The organism is Martelella sp. FLE1502, assembly GCF_053484255.1.
The window spans coordinates 196,849-223,362 of record NZ_JBAKFQ010000006.1 but is presented as its reverse complement, the minus strand read 5'-3'; the positions used below and the strand labels follow the sequence as shown (position 1 = coordinate 223,362).

Annotated in this window: 17 protein-coding genes; 3 read left to right on the top strand and 14 right to left on the bottom strand. The window is 64.0% G+C overall.

The window, feature by feature from the left end; all coding sequences use genetic code 11:
• Nucleotides 1-334 precede the first annotated feature (334 nt).
• On the top strand, nt 335-1,327 hold the full coding sequence (locus tag V6767_RS08010; RefSeq protein ID WP_448472981.1) for a P1 family peptidase: 993 nt from the start codon (nt 335-337) through the stop codon (nt 1,325-1,327).
• A 9-nt stretch (nt 1,328-1,336) separates the two neighbouring features.
• Here V6767_RS08010 and V6767_RS08005 read toward each other — a convergent pair whose 3' ends face one another.
• The 5 genes from V6767_RS08005 to V6767_RS07985 all read right to left on the bottom strand — a co-directional run bounded on the left by V6767_RS08005 (nt 1,337) and on the right by V6767_RS07985 (nt 8,957).
• Nucleotides 1,337-2,734 (bottom strand): efflux transporter outer membrane subunit, encoded by a 1,398-nt coding sequence (locus V6767_RS08005; RefSeq protein ID WP_448472980.1) that lies wholly within the window; start codon nt 2,732-2,734, stop codon nt 1,337-1,339.
• 97 nt (nt 2,735-2,831) lie between these two features.
• Nucleotides 2,832-5,966, bottom strand: coding sequence for an efflux RND transporter permease subunit (locus tag V6767_RS08000; protein WP_448472979.1), 3,135 nt, complete (start codon nt 5,964-5,966; stop codon nt 2,832-2,834).
• Between the two features lie 48 nt (nt 5,967-6,014).
• A complete protein-coding gene (locus V6767_RS07995; protein WP_448472978.1) occupies nt 6,015-7,250 on the bottom strand; it encodes an efflux RND transporter periplasmic adaptor subunit in 1,236 nt (411 codons plus the stop codon).
• A gap of 145 nt (nt 7,251-7,395) precedes the next feature.
• Nucleotides 7,396-7,998, bottom strand: coding sequence for a TetR/AcrR family transcriptional regulator (locus V6767_RS07990; RefSeq protein WP_448472977.1), 603 nt, complete (start codon nt 7,996-7,998; stop codon nt 7,396-7,398).
• On the bottom strand, nt 7,998-8,957 hold the full coding sequence (locus V6767_RS07985; protein ID WP_448472976.1) for a phosphoribosylaminoimidazolesuccinocarboxamide synthase: 960 nt from the start codon (nt 8,955-8,957) through the stop codon (nt 7,998-8,000). The genes V6767_RS07990 and V6767_RS07985 overlap by 1 nt, the downstream gene beginning before the upstream one ends.
• 131 nt (nt 8,958-9,088) lie before the next feature.
• On the opposite strand from V6767_RS07985, the gene V6767_RS07980 reads away from it, so the two are divergent.
• On the top strand, nt 9,089-9,739 hold the full coding sequence (locus tag V6767_RS07980; RefSeq protein WP_448472975.1) for a LysE family translocator: 651 nt from the start codon (nt 9,089-9,091) through the stop codon (nt 9,737-9,739).
• A 320-nt stretch (nt 9,740-10,059) separates the two neighbouring features.
• Here V6767_RS07980 and rlmN read toward each other — a convergent pair whose 3' ends face one another.
• From rlmN to V6767_RS07935, 9 genes are all read right to left on the bottom strand, one after another.
• A complete protein-coding gene (gene rlmN / locus V6767_RS07975; protein ID WP_448472974.1) occupies nt 10,060-11,289 on the bottom strand; it encodes a 23S rRNA (adenine(2503)-C(2))-methyltransferase RlmN in 1,230 nt (409 codons plus the stop codon).
• A 192-nt stretch (nt 11,290-11,481) separates the two neighbouring features.
• The gene (locus V6767_RS07970; RefSeq protein ID WP_448472973.1) at nt 11,482-13,041 is read right to left on the bottom strand and encodes a glucan biosynthesis protein; all 1,560 of its coding nucleotides are present in this window, start codon (nt 13,039-13,041) and stop codon (nt 11,482-11,484) included.
• Nucleotides 13,042-13,170: 129 nt separating this feature from the next.
• The gene (gene trxA, locus V6767_RS07965; protein ID WP_448433122.1) at nt 13,171-13,494 is read right to left on the bottom strand and encodes a thioredoxin; all 324 of its coding nucleotides are present in this window, start codon (nt 13,492-13,494) and stop codon (nt 13,171-13,173) included.
• 104 nt (nt 13,495-13,598) lie between these two features.
• Nucleotides 13,599-17,126, bottom strand: coding sequence for a double-strand break repair helicase AddA (addA, locus tag V6767_RS07960; RefSeq protein ID WP_448472972.1), 3,528 nt, complete (start codon nt 17,124-17,126; stop codon nt 13,599-13,601).
• The gene (addB, locus tag V6767_RS07955) at nt 17,116-20,307 is read right to left on the bottom strand and encodes a double-strand break repair protein AddB (RefSeq protein ID WP_448472971.1); all 3,192 of its coding nucleotides are present in this window, start codon (nt 20,305-20,307) and stop codon (nt 17,116-17,118) included. Before addB ends, addA begins: the two co-directional genes overlap by 11 nt.
• Before the next feature lie 254 nt (nt 20,308-20,561).
• Nucleotides 20,562-21,005 carry a tRNA (adenosine(37)-N6)-threonylcarbamoyltransferase complex ATPase subunit type 1 TsaE gene (tsaE, locus tag V6767_RS07950; RefSeq protein WP_448472970.1) on the bottom strand — a complete coding sequence of 148 codons (444 nt, stop codon included), beginning with the start codon at nt 21,003-21,005 and terminating at the stop codon, nt 20,562-20,564.
• Nucleotides 21,002-23,518, bottom strand: a complete 2,517-nt coding sequence (locus V6767_RS07945) for an ATP-binding protein (protein ID WP_448472969.1) — start codon at nt 23,516-23,518, stop codon at nt 21,002-21,004. The genes tsaE and V6767_RS07945 overlap by 4 nt, the downstream gene beginning before the upstream one ends.
• Before the next feature lie 256 nt (nt 23,519-23,774).
• Entirely contained in the window at nt 23,775-25,007 is a 1,233-nt protein-coding gene (locus V6767_RS07940; protein ID WP_448472968.1) for an MFS transporter, read from the bottom strand.
• Between the two features lie 124 nt (nt 25,008-25,131).
• Entirely contained in the window at nt 25,132-25,518 is a 387-nt protein-coding gene (locus tag V6767_RS07935) for a RidA family protein (RefSeq protein WP_448472967.1), read from the bottom strand.
• Nucleotides 25,519-25,708: 190 nt separating this feature from the next.
• On the opposite strand from V6767_RS07935, the gene V6767_RS07930 reads away from it, so the two are divergent.
• The gene (locus V6767_RS07930) at nt 25,709-26,503 is read left to right on the top strand and encodes an SDR family oxidoreductase (protein WP_448472966.1); all 795 of its coding nucleotides are present in this window, start codon (nt 25,709-25,711) and stop codon (nt 26,501-26,503) included.
• Nucleotides 26,504-26,514 lie beyond the last annotated feature (11 nt).

The following is a 26,514-nucleotide window of genomic DNA, read 5'->3' as shown; positions in this document are numbered from 1 at the left end:
AAGCCGCTCGCCACGTTTCTCTTTCTTCACATATTCAATTGTCCAAATAACCGACAGATGGAACCATCCGTCAAAATTCCGTTTCGCGTGCCAAACCTTTTGAGTTCAAACACGTCAATCAGCAGAGCTAATTGGCGAAATTAGGGTCAACAGTGTTGTTCGCGAGAGCGACCGTCGACCCCGTCGGTGATGCGCATATAGGGTGAACCGGCCTTGGAAGTCAACAAGGTATTTTCAAAAAAGCGCATTTATTTGCGAATTTCCTCTTTCCCATTGACCGCGACGGCCCCGGAGGGCCTGTCTTCATTGGGAAACAGCACCGGAAGGCAGGTTCATGAATAATCTTATTACCGATATCGACAGCATTTCAGTCGGCCATGCCCATGATCTCGACCTCGCCTCGGGCGTGACCGCGATCATCTTCGATCGGCCCGCGGTCGCCTCTGGTCTTGCGCTTGGCGGCGCGCCCGGAAGCCGCGACCAGCTTCTGCTCGATCCGGCCCGCACGGTGGAGACGGTGGACGCCTTTGTGCTGTCCGGCGGATCGGCATTTGGACTCGATGCGGCCGGCGGCGTGCAGTCCGGCCTTCGCGCCGACGGTCGCGGTCTCGCGATCGGCCCGGCGCTGATCCCGATCGTGCCCGGTGCCATTCTGATGGACCTTCTCAATGGCGGCAACAAGGGATGGGGGCTACATGCGCCCTATCGCGATCTCGGCTATCAGGCCTATCGCAGCGCTCAACAGGGACCGTTCGCGCTCGGCACGGTCGGCGCCGGAACCGGCGCTACGACGGTCAATCTCAAGGGCGGACTTGGTTCCGCGAGCGCGGTCAGCGCTGCGGGTTTCACCGTGGCGGCGCTGGTGGCCGTCAATGCCATGGGCAGCGTGACCATGGGGGACAGCCCCTATTTCTGGGCAGGCAGCCTCGAGCGCGACGGCGAGTTCGGCGGCCGCGGCCTGCCCGCGACCATGCCGGAGGATGCCCATCGTCTCGCCATCAAGGGCGGGCCAACCACCGCGACGACGATCGGCGTGGTGGCCACCGACGCGCGGCTGACAAAACAACAATGCCATCGTCTCGCCGTGATGGCCCATGATGGCCTCGCCCGGGCGATCCAGCCGGCGCATCTTCCCTTCGATGGCGACACGGTTTTGTCGGCGGCGACCGGCGAGAAGCAGGCTCCTGATGATTTGGCCTTCGCCGAAATCTGCATGCTGGCGGCGAGCACGATGGCGCGGGCGATCGCGCGCGGGGTCTATGAAGCAGAAACGCTCCCTCAAAGGGGAGCGCTTGAAAGCTGGAAAGAAAAGTTCGGGCGGCGCTGACGCCGCCTTTTACTGGGCGGCGTAACCGCCGCCGATCGCCACGTTCAGCGCCACGAAATCACTGGCCTGCTGGGCGATCGCATTGGCGAGGTTGGCTTCCGCATCGGAGACCGCGCGCTGGGCATCGAGCACGTCCAGCAGCGAGATCGCGCCATCCTTGTAGCTCGAGGTCGAAAGCGACAGGGCGTCGCGATAGGAGGCGACGGTCGCCCGCAGCGATGCCACGGTGCGGCCATCGCGGGTCACCTGCGCCAGCGCCGATTCGACTTCCTGCACGGCATTGAGCACGGTCTGCTTCCAGGCGAGATAGGCCTCGCGCGCCTGCGATTCGGATTTTGTCACATTGGCCCGAAGCGCGCCGCCATCAAAGATCGGCAGGTTGAGCGTCGGACCGAACGACCAGGACGACACGCCGGCATTGCCGAGCGAGCTTCCCGAAACGCTGGCCTGAATGGTGCCGCCGAGGGAAATCGACGGATAGAGCTGGGCCTCCGCGACGCCAATATTGGCGGTGGCGGCAGCCAGATTGCGTTCCGCGCCGCGAATATCGGGCCGGTTCCGGATCAGGTCGGCGGGCACGCCGGAGGCAAGGCGCGCCTTGGCCACCGGGATCGGCTTCACCTTGTTCATCTGGTCGATCAGCGTTGCGGCGGGAAGCCCCATCAGCGTCGACAGCGCATAGACCTGCTTGCGGTAATCGGCCTCAAGCTGCGGGATCGTGGAAAGCTGCGCGTTCACCAGACCTTCCGACTGGACAACGTCGAGCCGCGAGGCAGCGCCGGCCTCGAGCTGGAACTGGGTGAGCCGCAGCGTCTCGCGCCGGCTGTTGAGGTTGGAGCGCGCGATCGCCAGACGCTCCTGATAGAGCCGGGCGGCGATGTAGGCATCGATCAGCTGGGAGATCAGCGTGAGCTTGGCCACATCCGCGCTGGCATAGGCGGCGTCGAGCTGGTCGAGGGCTGCTTCGCCGGAACGGGCATAAAGGCCGAACAGATCAAGCACCCAGGACACCGGAACCGATCCGCCGAAGGTGTTGGTGATCTTGCGCGACTGAGCCGAGGCGCCGTCGCCGCCAGACGCGCCGACGGTATCCGAGCCGTTGAGGTTGACCTGCGGATAGGCCCCCGCCGTCGCGGACACGACATTGGTCTCGGCCTGCACGATCCTCTCGAGCGCCTGCAGCACCGAAAGGTTCTGCACCATGCCCTGCTGGACATAGCTGGTCAGCAACGGGTCGTTGAATGCGCTCCACCAGGCGACATCGGTCACATCGCCGACCGGCTGGCTGCTGCCTTCGCTGAACTTGTCCGGCAGCGCCGCTGTCGGCGCCACGTAATCCGGCCCGACGACACAGCCGGACAGGAAAACCATGAGCAGCGGAACGGATGCAATACGGCGCAACAACATCTGAAAATATCCTGTCAGTTCTGCCGATCCGCGACGCGGACCAACGGCCTATTAGTAAGCGCCGGGCCGCGCCCGGCGCAATATGGTTAACCCGGTTTTAAACCGCCTGTTGCTCTTCTGCCGCTTTCTCGTCCTTCTTGCCAATGCCCATGATGCGGCAGACGGCGACGAAGAACGAGGGAACGAAGAAAATGCCAAGGGTGGTTGCCGCCAGCATGCCGCCGAACACGGCCGTGCCGATCGCATTCTGGGCGGCCGAGCCGGCGCCCGTCGCCAGCACCAGCGGCGTGACGCCGAGGATGAAGGCGAGCGAGGTCATGATGATCGGCCTCAATCGCATGCGGGCGGCGTGAAGGGTGGCGTCGTAGAGCGAATCGCCCTTCTCGCTCTGCTCGCGCGCGAATTCCACGATCAGAATGGCGTTCTTCGCGGCCAGGCCCATTGTGGTGAGCATGCCGACCTTGAAGTAGATGTCATTCTCCATGCCCCGCAAGTTCGCCGCCAGAACCGCGCCGAGAATGCCGACCGGAACCGCCAGGATCACCGCGAACGGAATGCTCCAGCTTTCATAAAGCGCGGCAAGGCAGAGGAACACGAACAGCACCGAGATCATGTAGAGATACGTCACCTCATTGCCGGAGATCACCTGCTGCAGGGACATATCCGTCCACGCCACGGTGAAGCCGCCGGGGGTCTGTTCCACCATGTCGACAAGCTGGTCCATCGCCTGGCCGGAGGCAAAGCCCGGCAGGGTCGAACCCTGGATATCAACAGCGGAGTTGCCGTTGTAGTGGGCCAGCGAAGGCGCGCCCGTGGTCCATTCGATATCGGTGAAGGCGGAGAACGGCACCATATCGCCGCTGAGATTGCGGGCATACCAGCGATAGATGTCCTCGGGCTGCATGCGGTAGGGCGTATCACCCTGCACGTAGACCTTCTTCACCTTGTCGTCGAGCGTGAAGTTGTTGATGTTCGAGCCGGCATAGATGGTCGCCAGCATGCCGGTGGCTTCGGCGATGCTCACGCCATAGGCGCCGGCTTTCTGGTCGTCGATCGCAAGCTTGAGCTGGGTTTCATCCGGCTGGGTGTCGGTGCGAACCTGCGCGGCGATGCCGCCCTGATTCATCTGCCGGATGATCCGGTTGGTAACCGCAAGCGTCGCCTCCTGGCCCTGATTGCCGCTGTCCACCACATAGCCGGTCCAGCCGGTGGACTGGCCAAGGCCCGGAATTGACGGCGGCTGCACCACATAGACCTGCGCATCACGCACATTCATGTAGAAATAGCCGTTGGCGCGCTGGGCCACCGCCGCTGCGGTCAGGCTCTTGTCCGTTCTGTCGTCGAACGGCTTCAGCTCGACGAAGGCCATGGCGTAGTTCTGGCCCTGACCGGCGAAGGAGAAGCCCAGAACCGTGAACACGGCCTCGACGGCGTCTTTTTCCTGGTTGCGGAAATAGGCGCCCACCTGCTCCGTGACGGCGCCGGTTCGCTCCGTCGTCGCTCCCGTCGGGAGGTTGACGATCACGAACAGCGAGCCCTGGTCCTCATCGGGAAGGAAGGATTCGGGAAGCTGGGTGAAATAATGGTAGACCCCGAAAAGCAGGATGGCGAAAACCGCGAAAACCGGGATCAGCCACCGGAGCATGAGCGCGACGCCGTGGATATAGCCATTGGTGACGCGTTCGAAGCCGCGGTTGAAATAACCCGAAAGGCCGCGATCCTTCTTGGTCGGATCGACGGGCTTGAGCAGGGTCGCGCACAGCGCCGGGGTGAAGATCATCGCCACCAGAACCGACAGGATCATCGCCGCCACGATCGTGATCGAGAACTGACGGTAGATGATGCCGGTGGAGCCGCCGATGAATGCCATCGGAATGAACACCGCCGTCAGCACCATCACGATGCCGACCAGCGCGCCCTGGATCTCGCCCATGGATTTCTGCGTCGCCTCCTTCGGCGGCAGACCGTCCTCGTGCATGATTCGCTCGACGTTCTCGACCACGACGATCGCGTCGTCCACCAATAGGCCGATCGCCAGCACCATGGCGAACATGGTGAGCGTGTTGATCGAGAAGCCGGCAAAGGCAAGCACCCCGAAGGCGCCGAGCAGCACGACGGGCACGACAAGCGTGGCGATGAGCGTTGCGCGCAGGTTCTGCAGGAAGACCAGCAGGACCACGAACACCAGCACGATCGCCTCGAACAGGGTGTGAACCACCTGCTCGATCGACAGTTCGACGAAAGGCGTCGTGTCATAGGGGTAGATCACATCGACGCCTTGCGGCAGCGACGGCTTGATCGAATCCATGAAATCGGTCACCGCTTTCGAGGTGTCGATCGCATTGGCGCCATTGGCGAGCTCGACGGCGAAGCCGGCAGCCGGCAGGCCGTTATAATAGGTGTAGAACTGGTAGTATTGCTGGCCGAGCTCCACCCTGCCGACATCCGAGAGCGTGACTGTCGCACCGTTCTCCGTCGATTTCAGGATGATGTTCTCGAACTCCATCACGTTTTCGAGCTGGGTCGCCGAAACCGCGGTGATGCTGAGCTGCTGGCCCTCGACGGAGGGATTGCCGCCGACATCGCCGACGGCAACCTGCTGGTTCTGCGCCTGGATGGCGTTTGAAACGTCGGCAACCGTCAGATTGTACTGGTTGAGCTTGTAGGGATCGAGCCAGACGCGCATGGCATAGGGCGTGTAGAATCCCTGCACGCTGCCGACGCCTTCAAGGCGGGCGATGCTGTCATTGATCGAGCTGTCGATGATATTGCCGAGGTCGGCGGCGGAATACTGGCCGCTGCTGTCGGTCAGCGCGACAACCATCAGGAAGCTGGAGGACGAGCGGCTGACGGTGATGCCGAGATTGCGCACCACGTCGGGAAGCTGGGGCTGCACGAGCTGCAGCTTGTTCTGCACCTCGACCTGGGCGATTTCCGGATCGATGCCGGGGCCGAAGATCACCGAGATCTGCGACAGGCCGGGCGACGACGTCGAGGTGAGGTAGAGCATGTCGTCGAAGCCGGTCAGACCGTCTTCGATAACATTGGTCACCGTCGTTTCGACCGTTCTGGCACTCGCGCCCGGATAGCTGGCGGAGAGCGAAATCGTCGTCGGCGCGATCTGCGGATATTGCGAAATCGGAAGCTGGGATATGCCAAGCCCGCCGATGAGCATGATCACAATGGCGATCACCCAGGCGAAAACGGGTCTGTTGATAAAGAAATTAGCCATTAATCATACCTCGAGCGCTTGGTTCCGGTGCCTGCACAAGCCTTGCGCTCAGCCATTTCCGCCTGTTGATCCTGCAGCGCTTGATGAACCACCGCTCGAAGAACCGCCGGAGGAACCCGACGTGTCATCGACCACAACGCCCTTGTCATTGATCTTCGCCGGCACCGGCGTGACGTCGGTCACCCCGCCCACCAGCGACTGGAAGCCGTCGACGATCAGACGGTCGCCGTCCGAGACGTTCTTCTGCACCAGCCAGGAATTGTTGGAGACCATCACATTGTCGAAGACCCTGGTCTCGACCTTGTTGTCGGATGTCACGAACATCGCCGAAACCTTGCCGCCGGCCTCGATCTGGGCGGCGAGCTGCGGGATGAGATAGCCCTGTTCCTCGGCAACCGTCAGTGTCGCGCGCACGAACATGCCGGGCAGCAGAACATGATCCGGATTGTCGAAGATGGCGCGCAGGTTCACCGTGCCGGTCGACTGGTCCACCGTGCGGGCCGAAACATCGAGATTGCCGGTCACGTCATAGGTGCTGCCGTCGTCGAGCTGAACATTCACCTTGACCTTGGACAGGTCGCTTTCGGATTTGAAATCGGCATATTTGCCGGTGGCCGACAGAACCTGTCCGGCTGATTCGTACATGTCGACATAGATCGGATCGAGCTGGTTGAGATCGACCAGCGGCGTCGAGGACGTCGGCGAGGCGAGGTTGCCGACCGAAACGTTCGACACGCCGAGAACGCCGCCGAAGGGCGCGGTAATCTTTGTGTGATCGAGGTTGATCTGCGCCGATTTCACGGCCGCTTCGGCCGCGCTGACATCCGCGAGCGCGGTATCATAGCGGGTCTTGGCGTCGGTCACCTGGATTTCGGTGGCGCCGGTGTTCACGATCCGCTGATAGCGCTCGTAGTTTTCCTTGGCCCCGGGAACGGCGGCCTTGGCCTTGTCGAGGCTGGCCTGCGCGGACGCAAGAGAGGCCTCGTAGGTATCGGCTTCGATCTCGTAAAGCAGGTCGCCGGCGTTGACCAGGGCGCCGTCCTTGAAGGCCTTGTTGGTGATGATGCCGGTCACCTGCGGGCGGATCTCGGCATACTGATAGGCAACCGCACGCGCCGGCAGGGTCGTGGTCAGCGGCACCGTCTGCTCCGTCAGCGTGATAACGCCGACCTTCGGCGGCGGAGGCTGCTGACCGGCCTGTTGGTTCTTGCCATCATCACTGCAAGCGCCGAGCGCGAATGCGAGAACGGTAAAGGCAGCGATCGGAAGCTTGCGCGACAGCATGGGCACCTATCCAGAATAGAAAATGAACAATGGTCGTTTTCTTAACACAGTCTAAACGTGGCAGGAAACAACATATCTGCCACACACGAGATCGGATTGAGGCAGGACGCCCCTTTATTGCCTTAGTGACGTATCTCAGAAATCATCACTTTGCAACTCGGTATTTCAATCCGCTGTCGATCATGTCGATAATCAGCGCCGTCTTGTCCGAAAGCGCTGGCGGATCAACGCAATGCAACATCTTCGGGTGCAGCACGCTTGCCAGCATGTCCACGACCACCTCGGCATCGCGCGCCGGGTCGCCCGGGCGGTAAATGCCGGCCTCCATGGCTTCGGCGATCAGGGCGCAGAGTTTGTCCTCGACGAGCCGGCGATAGATTCTGCCGCCCTTGGCGGGATCTTCCAGAACCAGCGGGATCATTTCGAAAAGGTACTGATTCTCCAGCTTGTCGCTGACATGCTCGCGCGCGAGCCGCGAAAGAAAAAGCCTCAGCTTCTCGTCCGGCGCTCCCGATGAATCCTCGATGCTGCAACGCTCCGCCAGCCTGCGGCCGTGGCGATAGGCAATTGCCCGGCCAAGCGTTAGCTTGCTCTTGAAGTGCTTGAACACATTGGCCGGCGACATGTTCAGCTCGGCGGCGATATCGGCGATCGACACGGCGGCAAAACCGCGCGCGCGGAAAAGACGCTCGGCGGTCGCGAGGATCGCCTCTCTCGTCTCCGCGCCCGTTCGCCGAGGTCTGCGCATCAGCCCCAGTTCCCGTCGGGATAATAGGCCTTGAGGTTCGCCCTCACCCGCGCCTTCACGCTGTCGCCGCTTTCATCCGGGGAGAAAGCTTTGCCGGTGATCATCTCGAAGGCCCGGCCATAGACCTCGGAGGCCGCCAGCACGACATCTTCGGGAATTTCCGGAATCGGGTCCTTATAGGGGTCGCAGCGCGCCACCACCCAGGAACGGATAAAATCCTTGTCGAAGCTTTCCGGCCGTTCGCCCGCCGCAAACCGCCGCTCATAGCTTTCCGCCATCCAGTAGCGGCTCGAATCCGGCGTGTGAATCTCGTCGGCAAGCAGGATATTGCCGTCGGCATCCTTGCCAAACTCGTATTTGGTGTCGGCGAGGATCAGGCCGCGCTTCGCCGCGAGCTCCTGACCGCGCGCAAAAAGCTTCAGCGCCGTCGACGAGACCTCGTCCCACTCGGCCTGCGTCAAAAGCCCCTTTTCAACGATCTCGTCCGCCGTCAGCGGCTCGTCATGACCGCCATCGAAGGCCTTGCTGGTCGGGGTAATGATCGGTTCCGGCAGCGCCTCGTTGTCGCGCATGCCATCGGGAAAGGTGATGCCGTAGATCGTCCGCTCGCCGCGCTTGTAGCGGGTCAGGATCGAGGTATCGGTGGTGCCGGCGAGATAGCCGCGCACGATGATTTCCACCGGCAGGATGTCGAGCCTTCTGCCGACCACCACATTCGGATCGGGATAGGCGACCACGTGATTGGCGGCGATATCGGCGGTTTCCTCAAACCAGAACCGGGCGATCTGCGTCAGTATCGCGCCCTTGTGCGGGATCGAAGCCAGCACCCGGTCGAACGCGCTGATGCGGTCGGTGGTGATGATGATCCGCCGGCCATCCGGCAGATCGTAGTTTTCCCTGACCTTGCCGCGGTAGTAATTCGGCAGCTCCGGAAAAAAGGCTTCATCGAGAACACGCAAGAACAATCCCTTCCCTGTTTTCGGCCCTGCCGCAAAGTGTGGAATCTTGCAAAGCCTCACCGCCCTCATTACAGATTGTTAACCTCGTCGGCAATCACAATGAGGGTCCGCCGCCCTCATGCAGGTGTCCCATGGATTTCATTCCGTCGCTTCCCGTTCTCCTCGCCTTTTCCGCCGCAACCCTGCTTCTGGCGCTCACCCCCGGCCCCGACATGACGCTGTCGATCAGCAAGGCGCTGAGGGAGGGCCGGGCCGCGGGCCTTGCCGTTCTGATCGGCACCAATCTCGGCATCTGCGTCCACACGATCCTGGTCGCCTTCGGGGTCTCCGCCCTGATCATCGCCTCGCCCACCGCCTTCTTCATCCTGAAAAGCGGGGGTGCTGCCTATCTGCTCTGGATCGCGGTGATGGCGATCCGCAAGGGCAATAATTTCGTGCTGGAGGCCGAGGCGCGGCCGGAGCGCAAACGCGGCTCGCTGAAGGCGGCAATGGCGAACGGCTTCTGGGTCAATCTGCTGAACCCGAAGGTCATCATCTTCTTCATGACCTTCCTGCCGCAATTCGTGACGCCGAACGATCCGAACGTCACCGGCAAGCTGCTCTTCCTCGGCTTCACATTCATCACCGTCGCGATCCTCCCGACCATCGCGATCGTTCTGGCCGCCCACCGGCTCTCCGGCTGGCTGAAGACCCACAAACGTGTGCTGCGCGCCATCGACTACCTGTTCGCCGGCGTGTTCTCGCTGTTCGCGGTGAAGATATTGCTCACGCAGGCGCGGTGAAATAAGATCGACGGCCATGAAGGCACAAGAATTTGACAGGCGGTTTGAGGCAAGCGAGGACCTGAGCGACGCTATCGACTGGTCGCGGGCTCACCGACCAAACGCGCGGCCCGAGCACGACGGCACCTCGCCGCACAGCCCCCAAAACTTCTCGCCCCGGAGGGGAGAGATGTCGCGAAAGCGACAGTGAGGGGGGAGTCTGTCGCCGCGAACGCCGTCACGAGACGAGATGCCGCGCCACCCTCACTGCCCCTTTCGGGGCATCTCTCCCGCCAGCGGGAGAGAGTAAAGGGAGCAAGCGGCAAACGCAGCGCTTCGTCTCAATCCCCGTGATTGGCGATCATCATCGCCTCATAGGCGAGCCGCTCGGTCTTGCGCATGCGCTCGGATTCCGACTTCAGCTGGCCGCAGGCCGCCAGGATGTCGCGGCCGCGGGGGGTGCGGATCGGGGAGGCGTAGCCTGCCTGGTTGATGAAATCGGCGAAGCGCTCGATCGTCTCCCAGTCCGAACACTGGTAGTTCGACCCCGGCCACGGGTTGAACGGGATCAGGTTGATCTTGGCCGGCACTCCCTTCAGGAGCTTCACAAGGTCGCGCGCATCCTCAAGGCTGTCATTGACGTCCTTCAGCATCACATACTCAAACGTGATGCGCTTGGCGTTCGACAGGCCCGGATAGTCGCGGCAGGCCTTGATCAGCTCTTCCAGCGGATACTTCTTGTTGATCGGCACCAGAATGTCGCGCAGATCGTCGCGCACCGCATGCAGCGAAATCGCCAGCATGCAGCCGATCTCGTCGCCGGTGCGGTAGATTTCCGGCACCACGCCGGAGGTCGAGAGCGTGATCCGCCGCTTCGACAGCGACAAGCCGTCCTCGGCGGAGGCGATCAGCAGCGCCTTCTTGACCGCTTCGAAATTATAAAGCGGCTCGCCCATGCCCATCATCACGATATTGGTGACCTTGCGATCCGATTCCGGGATAAAGGCGCCGTTCGGGGCGTCGCGGTTCGGAAAATCGCCGAGCGCGTCGCGGGCAACCAGAAGCTGGCCGAGAATTTCCTCAGGCCGCAGATTGCGCACCAGACGCTGGGTGCCGGTGTGACAGAAGGAGCAGGTCAGCGTGCAGCCAACCTGGCTGGAAATGCAGAGCGTCCCGCGGTCTTCTTCCGGAATATAAACGGTCTCGATCTCGACGGGCTTGCCGGCGCCGTGAGAGGGAAAGCGGATCAGCCATTTGCGGGTGCCGTCGGTCGAAATCTGCTCGGTGACGATCTCAGGACGGGCGATATCGAAGGCTTCCGCCAGCTTCAGCCGCAAATCCTTCGCCACATTGGTCATTTCGGCAAAATCCGAGACGCCGCGCACATAGAGCCAGTTCCAGATCTGGCTGACGCGCATCTTGATCTGCTTGTCGGCGACACCGACCGAGGAAAGCGCCTCGGCAAGCTCCGGCTTGGAAAGGCCGATCAGCGTGGTCTTGCCCTGCGCGGGAGCGGCGGCAGGACGCTGCCGGGCGCGCTGGGCTTCAAGATCGATTTCGGCTACGGACATGGTCTCTCCGGCAACGCGGCCGTTCGCCGCCGGCCATTCAGGCGGCAGGGCGAACCCGCTGATACGCTATGAAAAATCATCGGGCGCTGTCATAAGGGCCGCCCGTTTGCGCGAGCCTATAGCACTAAATTGCCGCCGCGTCATCCCTTGCCGGGGCATCGGCCTTTGCGCCGCGCCCCGGCAAAGATTGCGTCACTCGAACTGGCCGGCGTGAAACTGGCCGAGCCAGGTTTCCGTCAGCGGCGCGTCATCCTTCGAAAGATAGGCGCGGACATCGACGGTATCAGCGCCTTCCTCGAACTTCAGGTCGTAGGTCAGCCGCCAGTCGTCGGTGCCGACGATCGGCATGGCGAAGGCATCGAGCAGCTCCGCGCCCGGCCCCACCGAGACTTCCGGCTCGACGCCGTCTTCCATCGTCAGCCCCGTGACCGCATCGCCCGAAAACTCGACCACGACCTTGATCTGGTCGTCCGGGCGCGGCTGGCCGGGCACGCCGCCGCGGCCAATCCGGCTCGCCTGGGTCTCGGCCAGAACAGCACTTTCCGGCCCGCGCTTCGCCCAGGTCAGCGTATAGGCGAAATCGCGTTCGTCACCCGCTTCGGGCAGGTCCTCGGGCAGCCAGTAGGCGACGATATTGTCGTAAATCTCGTCATCGGACGGCAGTTCCACGAGTTGCACCATGCCCTTGCCCCAGTCGCCTTCGGGCGTGATCCAGGCGGAAGCACGGCGATTGTAGAACACGCCGTCATCGAGATAATGGTCAAAATCGCGGTCGCGCTGGATCAGCCCGAAACCCTGCGGATTGTCGTCATAGAAGCTCGAAGTCACCACCCGGTCGGGATTGTTGAGCGGTCGCCAGATCTGCTCGCCGCCGCCGGTGACGATCTCCAGACCGTCGCTGTCATGCACTTCCGGACGCCAATCGAAGGCCATGTTTCGGTGGGTTTCGGAATACCAGTACATCGAGGTCAGCGGCGCGATGCCCAGCCGCTCCACCGCGTCGCGGAAGAACAGCCGGCTCTGGATGTGCAGCACCTGCCCCTCGCCATCGGTGTTTTCCGCCTCGATCCGGTAGGCGCCGGCGACGCTCTTGCTGTCCAGCAGGGCGTAGATGACGATGCCCTCATCGGCCTCATCGTCTTCCTCCAGATAGAAGGCGGTGAAGCGCGGGAATTCCTCCGCCGTCGACAGGCCGGTATCGACAGCCAGCGCGCGCGCCGACAGGCCATACTGCTTGTCGGGGCCATCGGTGCGGAAATAGGACGCGCCGAGGAATGAAATCCAGTCGGTCTTCAAATCCGGCCGCATCACCCGGAACCCGGCCCAGCCGGCAACATCCTCGACGGCCTTGGCGGGGCTATCCTCCGGCATGTCGAAATAATCGGCGCTGTAGACCAGTTCGCGGGCCTCGCCATCCTCGACCAGGCTGATCGTCACCGGTTCCTTGAAATAGCGTCCCTGATGAAAGAACTGAACCGGCGCATCGCCGACATCGACGGTGTGATCGGCGCGGAACCTGATCTTCCAGTGCGCATCGTAATCGATCTTCTCGAACAGTTCCGGCGTTTGCACCGGATAGGGCTCGAACGGCTTTTCCGAAAGCGCTTTCGCTTCTTCGGCAAGCGTTTCAAAAGAGAAAGGTTTTGCCGGGCCGAGTTCCGGTTCGAAGGCGAAAGCCGTCACCGGCAGCAGCATCAGGGGAACAACAAACAGGCTGAGAAGAGAGGGCGAAACAGAACGCATCGTCGTCATCAAGAGGTAAACTCCGTTTTGGCCATAATTATGCTGAAGGCCAAAACGCGGCATAACCCGCCAGGTTCCGCCTCGATCAAAAAAAGCCCGCGCGATGGCGGGCTTCATGACTGCAAAATATGGCTGTTTTCAGCCTACGACGCCGGAAATCCAGCTCGAAAGCGCGGTTTTCGGCGCGGCGCCGACCTTCACGTCGGCAAGTTCGCCGCCCTTGAACATGGCAAGCATCGGGATCGAACGAACGCCGTACTGGACCGCCAGATCCGGGTTGTCATCGACATTGACCTTGGCGATCTTGACCTTGCCGTTCATTTCCTCGGCGATTTCTTCCAGGCTCGGCCCGATCATCCGGCACGGGCCGCACCATTCGGCCCAGAAATCGACCACGACGGGTTCGGCGGACTCAAGCACTTCCTGCTTGAAATTGGCTGTAGTGACCTTGACTGTCGTCATTTGAGAACTCCTTGGCGTTGCCGAAAGCGGCGTACCCTGCCCGTCTTTCGCAATTGTTGATAGGCATGTGAGCACTGTTTCACAAAAAATCAATGCCGTAACATTCATTTTTTTGAAAGTGTTGCGAGCGCCTCCGTCAATTCATTGTCACCGAGTACCCGCACTGTCGCAGCTTCAGTATAAATCAGCAGGCAATCGACTTCGTGGTCCGGGTAGAGCGGTTTTAGAATTTCGCGATAGACCGCCATCTGAGCGACATGGCTGAAGGGCGCCGCCTCACTATTGCCCGGCGGGTTGCGGTTGGTCTTGAAATCGGCGAGCAGCACGCGGCCGCCGTCAACCGCCAGCCGGTCGAGCCGGCCGGAGACGGTATAGGCCCCGCCGGCAAGCCGGACGGTTCCGGAAATCGACACTTCCGGACGGGCGGACGGCGCAAACAGCGGCTGCAGCCGGGGATCGCCGATCACCGCCATCACGCTTTCCGCAATCGCGGCGCGCTCTTCTTCCGGAAGCGCAAAAGCCGCGCGGTCGAGATAGCGCCGGCAGGCGGCATCACGGTCATCGGTTTCAAACCCCGGCAAAATCTGCAACAGCCGGTGCACCAGCCGGCCACGCTCCAGCGCCAGATTGATCTCCGGCTTTTCAAACAATGGAGAGGCCGTCATCGGGGCAGGGTCCTCGACCTCGATACCGGCGCGCGACGGGCTGAGCGGCGGCCGCGGGCGTTCGCTCTCGCGAAACGGCGTCAGCAGCGCCTCCGGCAGCGGCGGTTTTTCGGGGGCGGCCTTGCCGGCCTTGGCCGCTTCAAACCGGCGCGGCGGGATCTTTTCCTCGAACACCAGCGCCGGCCATTCCTCGCCGCCCGGCCCGGCCATCACCGTCTCATTGACGCGGTGATCGCCTTCCAGCGCCGACCAGACCATGCGATGCCAGGTATCCGGCACTTCGGTGCGGCCGCGATAGCCGGCCACGATCAGCTGGTCGGCGGCGCGCGTCATGCCCACGTAAAGCAGCCGGCGATATTCCTCCTTCGCCTCAGCCTCACGTCGGGCGAGATCGGCGGTAACCATACTGTCGGCATCGCGCGCGGCTCCATGCCAGACCGGCACATCGCCCGTCATCACCCGGAAGCCCGAAAGGTTGCGGGGCTCGAACGGCTTGCCGCCGCCATCGACGAGAAACACCACCGGCGCTTCCAGCCCCTTGGCGGCGTGGGTGGTCATGATCCGCACTTCGTTGCGGCCCTGATCCTGCTCACGCTTGATCTCCAGCCCGCCGGTCTCCAGCACGTCGAGAAAGCTCTGCAGCCCCGGCAGGCCGGTGTCCTCGTGGCCCTTGGCGGCATTGAGGAACTCGTCGAGAATATCGCCGGCCTCGCTGCCGAGCCTCGACAGAAAGGCCCGCCTGCCGCCCTCGCGCGCCAGAATCCCGGCATAGAAATCGAAGGCGGTGCGCCTCCGCGCGGCATTGATGACCCGCTCCAGCGTTTCGACGGCGGCGGAAAGCGTCTCATCACCGGCGCCGGCAAGGCGCCGCAGCGCCGACCAGACATGCTCGCCGGGCTTGCGCATGGCCGCCACGGCAAAGAGATCGTCCTCCGAAAGCGAGAGCAGCGGGCTCTTGAAGATCGCAGCCAGCGAAAGATCATCCTCCGGCAACACGGCAAAACGGCCAAGCGCGATCAGATCCTTGACCGCGATATGATCGGCAAGCCGCAACCGGTCGGCGCCGGCGACGGGAATGTCGTAGGGCGATTTCAGCGCGCGGGTCAGCGCATTGACGAAGGCATCGCGTTTTCTCACCAGCACCAGAACGTCGCCGGCCCGCACCGTCCGGCTGACTTCGCCATCAACCAGCGTCTCGGTTCCGACCATGCCGGCGATGCGGTGGGCGATCCGCCGCGCGAGGATCGCCGCCGGCGCTTCGTCGGGCGTGGCGTCGAACGGCGCGGTCCAGTCATCGGTCTCGATCACTTCGGCCGGCGCGATCACATCCCACGCCTCAACCCGGCCCGGATGGCCGATGCGGTTGGAAATATGGACCGTGGCCTCATCCTCCGCCGAAAGCCCCTTGCGGTTTTCCGGCACCGAAAACACGAGGTCGACCGCCGAAAGCACGGATGCGGTCGAGCGGAACGACAGCGGCAGGCCAATCCGGGCGAAATCGGCGTCGATCGCCGCCACCCGCCGCGCCGTCAGCCGGCCCTCGGCGGAGAAGCGTTCGGGCCGCGCGCCCTGAAACGAATAGATCGACTGCTTCTCGTCGCCGACGGCAAACATGGTGCGCCGCCCCGGCCGAGCGCCAGCCCCGGAGAAGAAATCCTCGCTCAGCGCCCTGACCACATCCCATTGCAGTGGGGCGGTGTCCTGCGCCTCGTCCACCAGAATATGATCGATGCCCTGATCGAGCTTGTAGTGGATCCATTGTCCGGAATCGGGCCGCGTCAGCAGGCTCGCGGCATGGGCGATCAGGTCCTCGAAATCGAGCTTGCCGCGCCTGCGCTTCAGTTCCTCATAGCGCCGGTCCAGCCGGTCGGCGAGCGTCAGCGCGGCAAGCGTCTTTTCGAAAATGCGATAGCGGGCAAGCGTATCGCGCACGGCAAAGACATGTTCGGCTGCGGCCAGCACCGCCTCGGCGATCTCCGACGCCTTGTCGCGCAGGCTCTTGAACACCAGCGTGCGCTCCGCCTTCGGAAGGCCGGCCTTGGTCAGGAATGCCTCCTCAAGAAGGCCGAAACGGGCAACCGCGTCATCCTCGGCCAACGCGGCGGCAAGGGTCTCGGCGAATTGCTTGGCGCGGCTGCCGCCATCGGCCCGCGCGATCGCGATCAGCGCCGAATAGTCGCTCTCGCCAAGGTTCGGCAGCGGCCACGCTTCGCCGGCAATCGTTTCGGGCGAAGTATCCGCCTTGAACCCATAGGCCTCGCGCAGCGCCTCTTCGAGCCTTCCGCGCGCCGCCTCCAGAAATGGCCGCACCGCATGGCGGTTGCGCACGATCTCGCCGAGCAGTTTTTCGAGCCCGCTATCATCGGCGATCTCCAGAACGGTCTGGAACGCCTTCGACAGGTCCGGGTCCTCGCGGCTGGCGGTCGCCGTCAACAGGCCGAGGCGCGCGTCGGCCAGAAGCGTTGCGGCGGCGGTATCGTCCAGCACAGCGAAATGGCCGGCGACATTGGCTTCCAGCGGAAACCGATGCAGCAGGCTTTCGCAGAAGGCGTGGATGGTCTGGATCTTCAGCCCGCCCGGCGTTTCCAGCGCGTGGGCGAACAGCCGCCGCGCCATCGCGATCTTCAGCGCGTCCGGCCGCGCGCCCTGGATTTCGGCGATCTCGTCGGCAAGAGCGGCCTCCGGCAGCACCGCCCATTCGGCGAGCCTGCGGAAGACCCGGTTCGACATTTCGGACGCCGCCGCCTTGGTATAGGTGAGGCACAGGATCGCGGACGGTCGCGCGCCCGCCAGCAGCAGCCGGACCACGCGCTGGGTCAGCACATGGGTCTTGCCCGAGCCGGCATTGGCCGAGACCCAGACCGAACGGGCCGGATCGGACGCGAGCCGCTGGCGGCCCGTGGTCCAGGAAAGCCAGGTCGCCGCATCGGCGTCATGTCCGGGCGCGGTTTCGCTCTCATTCGTCATCGCCGCCCTCCCCGTCTTCAGCGGTCGACCACTCGGCGACGCGGGCCAGATGATCGTATTCGCCGGAGAAATCGCGCGCGCTCGCCGGCACCAGCCGCGAGGCGAAGGGCCGCTCCCCGGATTTCAGCGCGACCACGAAACGGGTGAACTCCCTGAGCGCGTCGGCTGCGAGTTCCTCTGCGGTGATCGCCGCTTCCTTGGCTGTCTCCGCCTTCTCCAGCGCCTCGCCGATGAAGCGATGGCCGGGGCGCAGCCGCACATATTTGAGGCTCGTCGCCTCCACCGGCGCGACCTCCTTGAAACCGCCCGCCGCAAGGGCCGCCGCCTCCAGCGGCAATTGCGGGTCAAGCAGGGTGCGCGCCTGTTTCAGCGAGGGCGAGGAGCCGGTCTTGTAATCGATGATCTCGGCCCCGCCGCCGGAAAGCATGTCGATCCGGTCGGCAATACCGGTCAACCGGACGCCGGCCAGCGGAATATCGAAACCGGCCGGCACCTCCGTCAGCGATTTTTCGATTTGCGTCAGCGCCCGCCGCCGCGTCTCGAAGGCGAGGAATTCGTCAGCGACCGAGCGCAGGCGCGGCACCCAGCTGACTTCGAGATGCGGCGCAAGTTCGGCCTCGAAAAGCAGTTCCGCGATGATCTCGTCCATCACCGCCCGGCCCTCATCGCTGTCCGGTCTCGCGCCGGATTTGATGAAGCGTTCGGCGAGCGCATGATAGAGAATGCCGCGCTCCTTGACGCCCGGATCGGCGTTGAAGGGCAGTAGCGGGTCGAGCTTCAGCACCTTCTGGGCATAGACCGCATAGGGGTCGCGCCTGAGCCGGCCGATCTCGGAGAAGGAATAGCGCTCCGGCTGGCGCTCGGTCGGCGGATAGGGCGCGGGTCGGCCGGGGATCGGCTGGCGCGGCGCGGCATCGAGCGCCTCGGCCCAGTCGCGATAGACCGCGCCGCGGCGTTGAAGATCGGCGGCAAGCGCGGGGCCGCCAAAGGCGAGCAGCCGCTGCAGCCAGCGGCTTGCCACCGTCGGCGCGGTGCCCTGCCGCAGCGCGCGCGAAATCACCAGACGCGGCGCGCCAGCGGCCATCCAGAGATCGTGCGCCAACTGGCCAACGCGCTTTTCGGGCGGCTCCAGCCCGATCTCGGCCTTCATGCCGCGCGACAGGAAGGGGTTGTTCTTCGGCTGGGTCGGCCACACGCCCTCATTCATGCCGCCGAGCACGATCGTGTCCATGTCCTGCAGCCGCGCCTCGACCGCGCCGAAGATGAAGACGCGCGGATTGCCCATCTGCCGTGGCTTCACCGCCTCGGAGGCCGAGAGCGCCGCAACGATCTCGATCCATTGCGGCCCGTCCGCCTCGATCGGCGTGGAGGAGGCCATGATTTCGGAAAGCACAGCCGCCAGCCGTTCGCCGGCCTCCCCGCTCCACAGCGCCGCCAGATCATCGGTCGCATCGCGCGCGACGGCCTCCAGCGCCCGTCCGGTGCGCGCCGCCCAGTCGGCAAGCGTCAGGCTCTCGGTGATCGGCGCCCGGTCCGGTCCGCGCGGCACATGGGTCTCGATCAGCGGCGCGAGGGCCGCGTCGATGCGCCGTGCGAGATCGCGGGCGTCCTCGGCTGCGGTCTTCGGCAGCGCGGAGCGCCAGCGCGGCGGGTGCCGGTCGTCCTTCTGCTTCTCCAGCGCGTCATCCAGAAATTCCTCCAGATGGCCGAGCGGAACCAGCCGCGTGCCGCCCCTGAGCGCGATCAGTTCGAAGGCAGCACTTGCCCCCCGCATGGCGCGGGCCGACAGACCGAAGCGGGCCAGCGGGTGTTTCAGAAGTGCGGCGAGGGTGGCCGGATCGCCGGGCTTCAGCGCCGCCTCCAGCATCAGCGTCAGCAGCGTGCCCTGCCCGGTCGCGGCAAGCGGCGTGCCGGCCGAATCATCGGCCTCGATCTGAAACCGCCCGAGTTCGGCCGCCACGCGGCGGGCGAGATCCCGGTCGGGCGTGATCAGTGCCGCGCGCGCAGGCCGTCCGTCCTCGGTCTCCTGCTCCAGCGCCAGCCGCAGCGCGATGGCGACCGCCACCGCTTCCTGGCGTTCATTGGCCGCCTCGATCAGCGCGACATCGGCAAAGCCGCGCGCAAGGTCATCCGGTGCAATCGTTTCCCGCCACGCTTCCCAACGATCGGTGGCTTCTGCCGGCGCGAAGGCGGCGGCGAGCACCGCATGGCGGGCGGCGCTTTCGGGTTCCGGCGTTTCCAGCGTTTCGAAATCGGCTCGGGTCACGCCGAGACGCGCGATCAGCCGCGCCATTTCATATTGCGGATGGCTGCGGATCGAGGGATCGGGCATGGCCGGGTTGAGGTCGGGGGCGGTCAACGCCTGAAAGTCAGAATCCGGCATGGCGGTGTCGAGACCCGGCAGCACGATCACGCCGTTTTCCATCTCCGCCGCCGCCGCGATCAGCCCCGCCACCCCCGGCACCGAGCCGGTGGAACCGGCGATGATGACGGGCGACGAAAGCGTCCGCAGCCGCTCCGCCTCTCCGGCAAGCAGGCCGTTGCGGTGGGCGACCGCCGAGGACCGGCCAAGTTCATCGAGCCGGCCCGGCCAGTAGATCGCCGCGATGCCAAGAAATTCGGCGGTCAACTGCCACCAGACGGCGTAATTGTCCTGTTCCAGCGCCGAAAGCCGGTCCCAGTCGACCCCTTCGGTCTCCATCGCGTCGATCAGTTCGGCAAGATCGCGGGCAAGCCAGACGGCATCGGCCGGGCTTGCCGGCGCCACCAGCGGCGAGCCGCCGTGCAGGCCGGCAAGCTCATCGGAAAGCCGGTTGCGCCAGGGCAGGATCAGCCCGGCAAGCTCCAGCAGGCGCGGCACCGGCTCGATCGGCGGCAGCGATTGCCCGGCCTCCGGCAGGCTTTCGCCCAAAAACCCCTCATCCTCGTCGACTTCGCCGAGCGCGCGGATTTCCGGCAGGATCGCCGCCTCGCCGCCGAGCCGGGCGGCGAAGGACGCGCGCAGTTCGCGCACCGCGCGGCGGGTGGGTAGGAATATTTTCACATCGGCGAGCGCCAGCGGATTTTTAGGGTCGTGGCTGAATTGATCCGTCAGCCGTCCCTCAAGCAGGTTGGCGGCAAGGCTGTCCAGAAACGAAACGCCCGGCGGTATCGTCCACAATCTCGCCCGCCCTTGCGCCACGTTCTCGCTCCCTGCTTCGCTTTTGCGGTTTTACGAAGCATGGGGCGAGGACGCAAGCGCCGTTCCCTCATCCGGCCTTCGGCCACCTTCTCCCCAAGGGGAGAAGGGGAAGACGGCGAGGCTCGGCCTTTCCGCGATACTCGGCGATGGCTGCATAGTCCCCCTCGCCCCGGAGGGGAGAGGGTGGCGCGTATGCGCCGGGTGAGGGGAGACAGCGCTTCCTCAAAACACGATGCCGGAGAAGCTGGAGACGCCTACAGCGCCGCCGCCAGGTCCCCGGCCCGCGCACCCGTAAGCCGCACCCGCCGCCCCGCGCCTTCCTCGGCAAAGGCCAGCCGCAAGGCGTCCTTCGGCAGCAGCCCCTCGCCCCGGTCCGGCCATTCGATAAGGCTCAAGCCATCCTCCAGCGCCTCGTCGATGCCGAGTTCGATCAGTTCGTCGGGGTCGGAAAGCCGGTAGAGGTCGAAATGCCAGATCGGCGGGTCGCCGTCATAGACCTGCACGAGCGTGAAGGTCGGGCTCGGGACTTCGAGGTCGCGAACGCCCGTTCGGGCGCGGATCAGCGCGCGGGCGAAGGTCGACTTGCCCATGCCGAGATCGCCGTCGAGCAGCAGACAATCGCCTACCGTCAGAAGCGGCGCGAGACGCCCGGCAAAGGCGATGGTGGCGGTTTCGTCGGGGAGAAAGAAGCTGCTCATTCTGCAGCGATAATGTCAGCGGAGCGCTTCTCGCCGACGGCATCGGGAATCCGGCAGGACACGGTGGTGCCCGCGCCCGCTTCGGAATCAATGAAGATCTTGCCGTGATGAAGGCCGACGAAACTCTCGACGATCGCAAGGCCGAGGCCCGCGCCGGCATATTGCGCCTGCCGGCCGCCCGATTCGAAGCGGGAGAACACGTTTTCAAGCGCGTCGTCGCTGATGCCGGGGCCGCTATCGGTGACGGTGAAGACGAAGTCGCCATTTTCGCGCCAGCACGACAGCGCGATGATCGAGCCGCGCGGCGCGTAGCGGATGGCATTGCCGAGGATTTTCAAGAGCACCTGTTTCAGCCGCTGGAAATCGGCGGTGATCTCGCCGAGCTTCGGCGGCGCGGTGATTTCCAGCGTCACCCCGGTTTCCTGCAGCCGGCTCGAAATATCCTCGGCGACCGAATCGATAAGGTCGTCGAGCGACATCCGGTCGCATTCAAGCTGCAGGATGCCGGCATCGGCCGATTTCAGGTCGATCATGTCGTTGACGATGGTCATCAACACCGAGGAGGAATTGGCGATGTGATCGACATAATTGCTCTGGCGCGCCGTCAGCGGCCCGATCTCGGACGACTTCAGCAGCTCGGCGAAGCCCATGATCGAGGTCAGCGGCGTGCGCAACTCGTGGGAGACATGTTCGAGGAAGGCGTTCTTGAGTTCCTCGGCCTTGCGCAGCGCGTCGTTCTTTTCCGTCAGCGCGCGCTCGACATTGACCGAATCCGTCTTGTTGACGAAGGTCAGCATGGTCTGGGCGTTGGGAAGGGGCGTCACGGCATAGTCCAGCACCACGCCGGAGGCAAGTTCCAGCCGGCCCTGACGCGAGACCCGCTCGTCGTCGAAGGAGGTGATCATCCGGGCAAACAGCCGCCAGCCCTTGGCCGCTTCCTCATCCTTCTCGCCGATCTGCATCAGCGCGCGGATATGGGTGCCGGGCGCGGCCTCGTTCTCGCCGATCCGCCACAGGCCGAGAAAGGCCGGGTTGGAAAGCTTCAGCCGCCCGTCGGGTCCGAACACCGCGACCCCTTCGGAGAGATGGTCGATGGTCTCGCCCTGGACCTTGACCAGCGTGTTGTAGCGGGTCTTGAGCGCCACCTGCTCGGTGTGGTTTTCAAACACCCAAGTGGTGCCGCCGCGCGGATGGGCGGAGGCGAAGACGGAGAGCGTTTCGCCGCTCGGCAGATACCAGAGGTCGTTATAGGGCGCGACGGAATGGTAGACCGACAGCGCCTTGTCCTTCCACTCGCGCCACTGATGCGGCTCCGGCAGCTTGCCGTCGGCGCGCAGGCGCTCGAACAGTTCGCCATTGTCGGGATGGCTTTCGAGAAAGCCCATATCGAGCTTCCAGAGTTTCTCGAAGGCCTGATTGTAGAATTTCAGCCGCCGGTCGGCGTCGAAGATCGCGACCGCGGTATTGAGATGGTTGAGCGTATCGGCATGGCTTTCCAGCGTCTGTTCCAGCGCCGTCTCGGACGCCTGCAAGGCGGAGACGTCGATCGCAAGTCCTGCCGAGCCATCGCCGGTCGGTACTTCGGTGAGATCATAGAAGGCGCGCTCGCCGGCGGTCACCACGGGCTGGCGGCCCTTGAAGGCCTCGCCGGTTCGGATTTTGCCATCAAGCTTTTCCTGGGTAGCGGCCGACAGCAGCATGCGGTTTTCGCAAAGCGCGTCCTCGGCGTCCTTCGCCTCGACGGCTGCGGCATAGGCGCGGTTCACCCAGGTGAGCCGGCCCTCGCCATCGCGCTGCCATGCCGGCGCGTCGACGCCGTTCAACAGCGTCTCGAACCGCGACAGCGCGGCTTTGGCGCGCTTGTGTTCCAGCTTCAGCTCGGCGAGTTCCGCCCGCAGCGATTCCAGCGCGCCGAAGCGCACATGGGCGCGCCCGCCGGTGGTGCCGCCGATCACTTCCAGCACGTAGCCGCCCTTTGTCTCCGCCAGCATCTCGAAGGCCTTGGCGCGGTTGCGCAGGGCGGCAATAGCGGTATCGAGCTGCTTGGTGCTGCCGGGCGACAGCCAGTCGGCAAAGGCGAGAAACGCGTTGTCGTCTTCCGGGGCGCCGGCCTCGTCCGGAAGCGCGCCCAGAAATTCCGGTTCGCTGTCGGGACCTTCCCAGAAGATTATGCGGCGGTTCTTCTCCGCGTTCAGCGCCTTGAGATTGGAAATCCGCTCGCGCTCGGCCTCGAGCTCGGCGGCAAGACGCTGGTTTTCCGCCTCGGTGCGGCCACGCAGGCGCATAAACCAGAGGGTGGACAGCACGGTGGCTGCCAGTATGCCGCCAAAGGTCGCAAGCGCCATGACCTCGCGCGAGGAAAGCATCGGCGGCGCGGCCTCAGCGGCAAAGGCTGAAGCCATCGTCAGCGACAGCGCGGTGCCGGCCAGAAGCAGACGAAAAGCCTGCCGCCCGACGCGAGAATGCCGCTTGTTATTGTGACTGCCGCCCCGGCCCATCAATCCATCCGTCATTCCGGCGATCCGCGCTACCGGCGGAATCGCCATTGTCGAGGCAGCGCCGCCTTTTCGAAGCGGCTTTGCCCCAAGGCATTTCATGTTCGTGAAGATCCGGCCGATTGCCGAATCGCGCCCCTTCAAAACATAGACGCTTGACGAATCCGCGAAAAGAGTCCGGCGGAAATAAAGCAAGCGCCTGCGTTCCGGCGGGCGTCTTGCCAGATTATGCGGACATGCTTTCGGAAGTCTTAAAAGGAGACGAGACCGGCTTTCAGGCGAAAGCCGGGGCCGGGCGTTCGCGCACCGTCAGATGCACCAGCGCCGAGACAAGCCCGAGCACGATCGCGGCATACCAGATCATGTCGTAATTGCCGTAGCGATCGAACCACGCGCCGCCGAGCCAGACCCCGGTGAACCCGCCGAGCTGATGGCTCAGGAATACGAAGCCGAACAGCGTGCCCATGGCGCGCGGGCCGAACATCACCACGATCAGCCCGCTGGTGAGCGGCACGGTGGAAAGCCACAGCCCGCCCATGAGCATGCCGAAGATCAGCACCGAGGCGGGCGTCAGCGGCAGCCAGATGAAGACGAGGATGACGGCGGCTCGCGCCGCATAGATCGCCGCCAGCACATGCGGCTTGGCGAAGATATTACCGAGCTTGGAGGCGAGCAGCGTTCCGAAGATGTTGCCGAAACCCGCCAGCGCCAGCGCCTGCAGGCCGAGCCCGCGCAATTGCGAGGGCGACATGCCGGTGCCGGCGCAGAAATTCTGCACATAGGTCGGCAGGTGGGCGGTGATGAAGGCAAGGTGAAAGCCGCAGACGAAGAAGCCGAGCCCCAGCATCAGGAAGCTGGTGTGGCCAAAGGCCTGCCTGAGGGTCTGCGGCAGATCGATCGGCGGCGGCGCGCTTGTGCCGGGCGCCTGCTTCACCTTGAGGAAGGGGATCGCGAACGCCATCGGCACCAGCAGCGCCGTCAGGATCGCCATCGTCATGCGCCAGTCGAAATGGGTGATCAGGAAGGCGACCAGAAACGGCAGAATCGCCTGCCCGGCCGAGCCGGTGGCGGAGGCCACGCCGAGATAGAAGCCGCGCTTTTCCGGCGGCGCGGCGCGGCCGACGACGGCAAGCACGGTACCGAAGGCCGTGCCGGAAATGCCCATGCCCACCAGCACGCCCGCGCCCATATGCTGGGCAAAGGGCGTGGTGCCGATGATCGAAATGCCCATGCCGAGCACATAGAAGGCAAAGCCGAGCCACATCGCGCGCCGGTCGCCATATTTGTCGGCCAGCATGCCGAAAAACGGCTGGGCAAGCCCCCACACCAGGTTCTGGATCGCGAGCGAGATCGAAAAGATTTCCAGCCGCCCGCCGAACAGGTCGTTGGACAGCGGCTCGATCACCCCGCCGAGCACCGAGCGCACTCCGAAGGACAGCGCCAGCACGAGCCCGCCGGCGACCATGATGCTGGTCATGTTCTGGGTGGTTTCCGATTGCCCGCGCATCTGTCCCTCAAACCCTCCGAAAATTCCGATCTAGCAGCGTTTCCGCCATAAGAACAGTGAATAGATTTGAAGGATAACCAAGGTTTCAGTGATGTATCGGTCCTTGGTATAACCAGCCGCCATGTCAGACCGGCTTGTAGGCCACCGCCTCGATCTCGACCAGGATATTGATCATCAGCCGCGCTTCGGTGGTCGAGCGGGCCGGGAACTTGCCCTGTTCGAAAAACGCGGAATAGGCCTTGTTGAACCGGGCGAAGTCGCGGGCGTCGTGCAGCCACACCGTGGTCTTGCAGATATCGGAGAGTTCGCAGCCGGCGAGCTTCAGCGCCTCTTCTATATTGCGCATCACCTGCGCGGTCTGCGTCTCGACGTCATGGGCAACCACCGAGCCATCGGCAAGGGTCGGCACCTGGCCGGACACGTAAACGAAATCGCCGGCCCGGACGGCGGGGCTCAGGGGTGCGGGATTGTTCGCGCCGCCTGCGGCGTGAAAGTGCTCGATCTTGCTCATGGAAAAGCCTTTCTTCGGGTTGTCAAAATGGACCGTCATTCTCCAACACACCTGCCACAGAAAAACCGCTTCGCGCAACGCGCCAAGGCGTCGTAGCAGGGCTGCGGCCAGCTTCTCCAACGAAGGCTTTCCCGATCCCGATCCATCGGCTATGCATCGGTAAACCAACCCGAACCAGAGGAGAGGCCGGATGAAACGACTTGAAGGGCGGGTCGCGCTCGTCACCGGCGGCGTCGGCGGCGTCGGCGCGGCGGTGGTGAAAGATTTCCTGGTCGAGGGCGCCGCCGTCATCATCAGCGATATCCGCGCCGACAAGGTGGACGAGGCGGTCGCTTCCCTCAAGGCCGAGGGCCATGCCGTCGCGGGTGCCGCCGCCAGCATCACCGACTACGAGGCCTTCAAAGCGGCCGTTGACGCGGCGACCGGCGAACTTGGCCCGGTCGATATCGTCGTCGCCAACGCCTTTGTCGGCGGCACCTCGCCCACGCTCGACAAGACCACGCCCGAAAGTTTCCGCGAGGATGTCGCCGACAATCTCGCCGGCACGTTCAACACCGTGCGCGCGGTGATCGACGGCATGAAGGCGGCCGGCCGCGGCGCGATCGTGGTGATCGGCTCGGTCAACGGGCTCACCACGCTCGGCCAGCCGGCCTACAGCGCCGCAAAGGCCGGGCTTGAAAGCCTGACGCGAACCATGGCGACCGAATACGGCGAACACAATATCCGGGCCAACATCATCTGCCCCGGCACGGTGCAGACACCCGCCTGGGATGCCCGGATCGCGAAAAAGCCCGACGTGCTCGACGGTCTCACAAAATGGTATCCGCTTGGCCGCGTCGCCAAGCCCGTTGACATCGCGAAGGCGGTGACCTTCCTTGCCTCCGACGATGCCGGCTTCATCTCCGGCGTAACACTGCCGGTCGATGGCGGGCTGATGGCCGGCAATCTGCAAATGGCGCGCGAACTGACGCTGGAAGATCGCTGAGCCGATCCGCA

Excerpts from the sequence above, each read along its gene's own strand:
- V6767_RS08010 (WP_448472981.1), top strand. The coding sequence starts at position 335 with ATGAATAATCTTATTACCGATATCGACAGCATTTCAGTCGGCCATGCC.
- V6767_RS08005 (WP_448472980.1), bottom strand. The coding sequence starts at position 2,734 with ATGTTGTTGCGCCGTATTGCATCCGTTCCGCTGCTCATGGTTTTCCTG.
- V6767_RS08000 (WP_448472979.1), bottom strand. The coding sequence starts at position 5,966 with ATGGCTAATTTCTTTATCAACAGACCCGTTTTCGCCTGGGTGATCGCC.
- V6767_RS07995 (WP_448472978.1), bottom strand. The coding sequence starts at position 7,250 with ATGCTGTCGCGCAAGCTTCCGATCGCTGCCTTTACCGTTCTCGCATTC.
- V6767_RS07990 (WP_448472977.1), bottom strand. The coding sequence starts at position 7,998 with ATGCGCAGACCTCGGCGAACGGGCGCGGAGACGAGAGAGGCGATCCTC.
- V6767_RS07980 (WP_448472975.1), top strand. The coding sequence starts at position 9,089 with ATGGATTTCATTCCGTCGCTTCCCGTTCTCCTCGCCTTTTCCGCCGCA.
- rlmN (WP_448472974.1), bottom strand. The coding sequence starts at position 11,289 with ATGTCCGTAGCCGAAATCGATCTTGAAGCCCAGCGCGCCCGGCAGCGT.
- V6767_RS07970 (WP_448472973.1), bottom strand. The coding sequence starts at position 13,041 with ATGACGACGATGCGTTCTGTTTCGCCCTCTCTTCTCAGCCTGTTTGTT.
- trxA (WP_448433122.1), bottom strand. The coding sequence starts at position 13,494 with ATGACGACAGTCAAGGTCACTACAGCCAATTTCAAGCAGGAAGTGCTT.
- addA (WP_448472972.1), bottom strand. The coding sequence starts at position 17,126 with ATGACGAATGAGAGCGAAACCGCGCCCGGACATGACGCCGATGCGGCG.
- tsaE (WP_448472970.1), bottom strand. The coding sequence starts at position 21,005 with ATGAGCAGCTTCTTTCTCCCCGACGAAACCGCCACCATCGCCTTTGCC.
- V6767_RS07945 (WP_448472969.1), bottom strand. The coding sequence starts at position 23,518 with ATGACGGATGGATTGATGGGCCGGGGCGGCAGTCACAATAACAAGCGG.
- V6767_RS07940 (WP_448472968.1), bottom strand. The coding sequence starts at position 25,007 with ATGCGCGGGCAATCGGAAACCACCCAGAACATGACCAGCATCATGGTC.
- V6767_RS07935 (WP_448472967.1), bottom strand. The coding sequence starts at position 25,518 with ATGAGCAAGATCGAGCACTTTCACGCCGCAGGCGGCGCGAACAATCCC.
- V6767_RS07930 (WP_448472966.1), top strand. The coding sequence starts at position 25,709 with ATGAAACGACTTGAAGGGCGGGTCGCGCTCGTCACCGGCGGCGTCGGC.